Origin of the sequence: Streptomyces sp. SID5785 (assembly GCF_009870065.1) — a bacterium.
In the GTDB taxonomy this organism is placed as follows: domain Bacteria; phylum Actinomycetota; class Actinomycetes; order Streptomycetales; family Streptomycetaceae; genus Streptomyces.
In genome coordinates this window covers 1-5,621 of sequence record NZ_WWIA01000784.1, presented here as the reverse complement: position 1 = coordinate 5,621, position 5,621 = coordinate 1, and the positions used below count along the sequence as shown (strand labels likewise).

Here is a 5,621-nt window from a genome sequence, read left to right as displayed (position 1 = left end):
GGCATCGTGGGCGAGTCCGGCTGCGGCAAGTCGACCGTCGCCAAGCTCCTGATGAGCCTGGAGAAGGCGACCGCGGGCGAGGTCTTCTACAAGGGCCAGGACATCACCAAGCTGTCCGGGCGCGCGCTGAAGGCCGTCCGCCGCAACATCCAGATGGTGTTCCAGGACCCGTACACGTCGCTGAACCCGCGCATGACGGTCGGCGACATCATCGGGGAGACCTTCGAGATCCACCCCGAGGTGGCCCCGAAGGGCGACCGGCGCCGCAAGGTGCAGGACCTGCTCGACGTCGTGGGTCTCAACCCGGAGTACATCCACCGGTACCCGCACCAGTTCTCCGGCGGCCAGCGCCAGCGCATCGGCATCGCCCGCGGCCTCGCGCTCAACCCGGAGATCATCATCTGCGACGAGCCGGTGTCGGCCCTGGACGTGTCGGTCCAGGCGCAGGTCATCAACCTGATGGAGAAGCTGCAGGACGAGTTCAACCTCTCCTACATCTTCATCGCGCACGACCTGTCGATCGTCCGGCACATCTCGGACCGGGTCGGGGTCATGTACCTCGGCAAGATGGCCGAGATCGGCACGGACACGCAGATCTACGACCACCCGACGCACCCGTACACGCAGGCGCTGCTGTCCGCCGTGCCCGTGCCGGACCCGGAGGCCCGTGAGGGCCGCGAGCGCATCATCCTCACCGGTGACGTGCCCTCCCCGGCCAACCCGCCGTCGGGCTGCAGCTTCCGCACCCGCTGCTGGAAGGCGCAGGACCGGTGCGCCGAGGAGACGCCGCTCCTGGCGATCCCGGAGCGCTTCAAGAGCGCCGACACCGAGGCCGCGCACGAGTCCGCGTGTCACTTCGCCGAGGAGAAGAACGTGGTCCAGGCGGCCTGACCGCCCGGCCCGAGCCGTTCGCGCCCGCCGGCCCGCACTCCCCGCAGGGGGTGCGGGCCGGCGGCGTTGTGCGGTTCCCTTCTCCTGACTCCCGTGTCTGTCCTGTCTCTCCCGTCTCCCTCGTCTCCTCGCCCCGGAGGTGCCCGCATGATCGAGGCCAGGCCCGTCGCGACCCCGCGGCTCGACCTGCTGCCGCTGCGCACGGCGGACGCCGCGGAGATGGCCCGGGTGCTCGGCGACCCCGCGCTGCACACGTTCATCGGGGGTGAGCCGTACTCCGAGGACGCGCTGCGCGCGCGGTACCGGCGGCTGGTCGCGGGCTCGCCCGACCCGGCCGTGAGCTGGCTGAACTGGGTGGTCCGGCTGCGTGCCGAGGACTGCCTGACGGGCACCGTCCAGGCCACCGTCGACCACGCGGCCCGGGTCGCCGAGATCGCCTGGGTCGTGGGCACGCCCTGGCAGGGCCGCGGGATCGCGGGGGAGGCCGCGCGGGCGCTGGCCGACGCGCTGGCCGGCGGGACGGTCGCCGGGCCGCTCGAGGCCGTCGTGGCGCACGTCCACCCGGAGCACGCCGCCTCCGCCGCCGTCGCCCGGTCCGCCGGGCTGAGCCCCACCGGGGTGTGGCAGGACGGCGAGATCCGCTGGCGCCGGCTGCCGCCGCCCGGCTGAGCCCGCCGGAGCCCTTCCGCCGTCCGAGGTCACCGCTTGGCCCACCCGGAGTGCGACATGTCCGGGTTGGGTCGATATTGAGGCGTACGTGACGCGTGATCGGTAAGAGGAGGCACTCCATGCGTGGAGCCACGCACGCCAAATGGGCTGCAGGTGCAGTGGCCGTAGCCCTTGCGGCGACGGCCTGTGGGGGAGGCGGTGACAGCGGCGGCAGCGGTGGCGGTGGCGACGGCTCCGGCGTCGTGCGCTCCTCCTGGGGCGACCCGCAGAACCCGCTGGAGCCCGCCAACACCAACGAGGTGCAGGGCGGCAAGGTCCTCGACATGATCTTCCGGGGCCTGAAGCGGTACGACCCGAAGACCGGCGAGGCCAAGGACATGCTCGCCGAGAAGATCGACACGACGGACTCGCAGAACTTCACCATCACCGTCAAGGACGGCTGGACGTTCTCCAACGGAGAGAAGGTCACCGCCAAGTCGTTCGTCGACGCCTGGAACTACGGCGCGAGCCTGAAGAACAACCAGAAGAACGCCTACTTCTTCGGCCAGATCGACGGCTACGACAAGGTGCACCCCGACAGCGGCAGCCAGTCCGCCCAGAAGCTGTCCGGCCTCAAGGTCACCGGCACGAACACCTTCACGGTGAAGCTGAACCAGAAGTTCTCGCTGTGGCCCGACACCCTCGGCTACGCGGCCTTCGCCCCGCTTCCCAAGGCGTTCTTCGACGACCACGACGCCTGGGTCAAGAAGCCCGTCGGCAACGGGCCCTACACGGTGCAGAAGTACCAGAAGGGCTCCCAGATGTCCCTGCGCAAGTGGGACAAGTACCCGGGAGACGACAAGGCGCAGAACGGCGGCGTGGACCTGAAGGTCTACACCGACAACAACACCGCCTACACCGACCTGACCGCGGGCAACCTCGACCTCGTCGACGACGTGCCCGCCTCCCAGCTCAAGAACGTCAAGGCGGACCTCGGCGACCGGTACATCAACACCCCGGCCGGCATCATCCAGACCCTCGCCTTCCCGTTCTACGACCCCGCGTGGAACAAGGCGGACAGCGACAAGGTCCGCAAGGGCCTGTCCATGGCGATCAACCGCAAGCAGATCACCGAGACGATCTTCCAGAAGACCCGCACCCCGGCCACCGACTGGACCTCCCCGGTCCTCGGCGAGAAGGGCGGCTACAAGCCCGGCCTGTGCGGCGAGTTCTGCGACTACAACCCCACCGAGGCCAAGAAGCTGGTCAAGGAGGGCGGCGGCATCCCCGGCGGCCAGGTGCAGATCGGCTACAACGCCGACACCGGCAGCCACAAGGAGTGGGTGGACGCGGTCTGCAACTCCATCAACAACGCCCTCGCCAACGACAAGGCCTGCGTCGGCAGCCCGACCGGCACCTTCGCCGACTTCCGCAACAAGATCACGCAGAAGAAGATGAAGGGCCCGTTCCGCGCCGGCTGGCAGATGGACTACCCGCTCATCCAGAACTTCCTGCAGCCGCTCTACTACACCAACGCCTCGTCCAACGACGGGCACTGGTCGAGCAAGAAGTTCGACGACCTCGTCGACAAGGCGAACGCCGAGTCGGACACCGCGACCGCCGTCAAGACGTTCCAGCAGGCCCAGGAGGTCGTCCGGGACGAGATGGCCGCGATCCCGCTCTGGTACCAGAACGGCAGCGCCGGCTACTCGGACAAGGTCTCGAACGTCGCGCTGAACCCGTTCAGCGTCCCCGTCTACAACGAGATCAAGGTCAACTGACCCCCGGAGGGCGGTGGTCCGCGCCGGACGCCGGCCGGGCCACCGCCCTCACCGCTCACGGAACCGGAACCCGGAGTCCTCATGGGACGTTATGTGATCCGGCGCCTGCTGCAGATGATCCCGGTCTTCATCGGCGCGACGCTGCTGATCTTCCTGATGGTCAACGTGATGGGCGACCCCATCGCCGGCCTCTGCGGCGACCGGGCCTGCGACCCGGCCACGAAGGCGCAGCTGGAGAAGGAGTTCGGCCTCGACAAGCCGGTCATCCAGCAATACCTGACGTACATGGGGAACGTGTTCACCGGCGACTTCGGTACCGCGTTCAACGGCCAGAAGGTCACCGAGCTGATGTCGACCGCGTTCCCGGTCACCATCCGGCTGACCCTCGTCGCCATCCTCTTCGAGATCGTCGTCGGCATCTCCCTGGGCGTCGTCACGGGGCTGCGCCGCGGCCGGCCGATCGACACCACGGTGCTGCTGCTCACCCTGGTCGTGATCTCCATCCCGACGTTCGTCACCGGTCTGCTGCTGCAACTGCTGCTCGGCGTCGAATGGGGCTGGATCAGTCCGGCGGTCTCCACCGACGCCCCGTTCGACGAACTGATCGTGCCCGGACTCGTGCTCGCGTCGGTCTCCCTCGCCTACGTGACCCGGCTGACCCGCACCTCGATCGCGGAGAACCGGCGCGCCGACTACGTACGCACCGCCATCGCCAAGGGCCTGCCGCGGCGCCGCGTCATCACCCGGCACCTGCTGCGCAACTCGCTGATCCCGGTCGTCACCTTCATCGGCGCCGACGTCGGCTCCCTCATGGGCGGCGCCATCGTCACGGAGCGCATCTTCAACATCCACGGCGTCGGCTTCCAGCTCTACCAGGGCATCGTCCGCCAGAACACGCAGACCGTGGTCGGCTTCGTCACGATCCTCGTCCTCGTCTTCCTGCTGGTGAACCTGATCGTCGACCTCCTGTACGCCGTACTCGACCCGAGGATCCGCTATGCCTGAACAGCAACCGGACGGTGGCGCCATCGCCGGGACGGGCGCGGGCGGGGCCATGGACCTCGCCGCCAGCGAGGCGGCGACCCTGGACAAGACCCCCGGCGGGCCCGGCGGCACCGGCCCCTCCGGCAAGCCCCGCAGCCTGTGGTCCGACGCCTGGCGCGACCTGCGCCGCAACCCGATCTTCCTCATCTCCGGGCTGATCATCCTGTTCCTGGTGTTCATCTCGATCTGGCCGCAGGCGATCGCGTCCGGCAACCCGCTCTCCTGCGACCTCTCCAAGGCCCAGGAGGGCTCCCAGCCGGGCCACCCCTTCGGCTTCGACGGACAGGGCTGCGACGTCTACACGCGCACCGTGCACGGCGCCCGCAACTCCATCACCGTCGGCGTCTGCGCCACCCTCGGCGTCTCGCTCCTGGGCTCCGTGCTCGGCGGTCTCGCCGGGTTCTTCGGCGGCTTCTGGGACTCGATCCTGTCCCGGATCACCGACATCTTCTTCGCGATCCCGGTCATCCTCGGCGGCCTCGTCCTGCTGTCCGTGGTCACCAGCAACACCGTCTGGCCCGTGGTCGGCTTCATGGTGCTGCTCGGCTGGCCGCAGATCTCCCGCATCGCCCGCGGCTCCGTCATCACCGCCAAGCAGCACGACTACGTGCAGGCGGCCCGCGCGCTCGGCGCCTCCAACTCCCGCATGCTGCTGCGGCACATCACGCCCAACGCCGTCGCACCGGTCATCGTCGTCGCGACGATCGCGCTCGGCACCTACATCGCCCTGGAGGCGACGCTCTCCTACCTCGGTGTCGGACTCAAGCCGCCCGCCGTCAGCTGGGGCATCGACATCTCGGCCGCCTCCCAGTACATCCGCAACGCCCCGCACATGCTGCTGTGGCCGGCCGGCGCCCTCGCCCTCACCGTGCTCGCGTTCATCATGCTCGGCGACGCGGTGCGCGACGCCCTCGACCCGAAGCTGAGGTAGCGCCCATGCCGTTGCTCGAAGTACACGATCTGCACGTCGAGTTCCACACCCGCGACGGTGTCGCCAAGGCCGTCAACGGGGTCAACTACACGGTCGACGCGGGCGAGACCCTCGCGGTGCTCGGCGAGTCCGGCTCCGGCAAGTCCGTCACCGCGCAGGCGATCATGGGCATCCTCGACATGCCGCCGGGCCGGATCAGCGACGGCCGGATCGTGTTCAAGGACCGTGACCTGCTCACCCTCAAGGAGGAGGAGCGGCGCAGGATCCGCGGCGCCGAGATGGCGATGATCTTCCAGGACGCGCTGTCCTCCCTCAACCCCGTGCTC

Annotated in this window: 6 protein-coding genes; all 6 read left to right on the top strand. The window is 68.9% G+C overall.

Translation table 11 applies throughout. The features are described 5' to 3' along the window. The coding region (locus tag GTW43_RS25865; protein ID WP_161304396.1) for an oligopeptide/dipeptide ABC transporter ATP-binding protein at positions 1-891 on the top strand (891 nt) is incomplete at its 5' end. A gap of 147 nt (positions 892-1,038) precedes the next feature. Continuing rightward, complete coding sequence (locus GTW43_RS25860) at positions 1,039-1,560, top strand: GNAT family N-acetyltransferase (RefSeq protein WP_161304395.1); 522 nt, start codon at positions 1,039-1,041, stop codon at positions 1,558-1,560. A gap of 119 nt (positions 1,561-1,679) precedes the next feature. Beyond that, positions 1,680-3,320, top strand: coding sequence for an ABC transporter substrate-binding protein (locus GTW43_RS25855; RefSeq protein ID WP_161304394.1), 1,641 nt, complete (start codon positions 1,680-1,682; stop codon positions 3,318-3,320). A gap of 81 nt (positions 3,321-3,401) precedes the next feature. Then, entirely contained in the window at positions 3,402-4,325 is a 924-nt protein-coding gene (locus GTW43_RS25850; protein ID WP_161304393.1) for an ABC transporter permease, read from the top strand. Next, a complete protein-coding gene (locus GTW43_RS25845; protein WP_161304392.1) occupies positions 4,318-5,295 on the top strand; it encodes an ABC transporter permease in 978 nt (325 codons plus the stop codon). The genes GTW43_RS25850 and GTW43_RS25845 overlap by 8 nt, the downstream gene beginning before the upstream one ends. Before the next feature lie 5 nt (positions 5,296-5,300). Continuing rightward, positions 5,301-5,621 (top strand): ATP-binding cassette domain-containing protein (locus GTW43_RS25840; protein ID WP_161304391.1); only part of this gene is annotated, 321 nt, incomplete at its 3' end.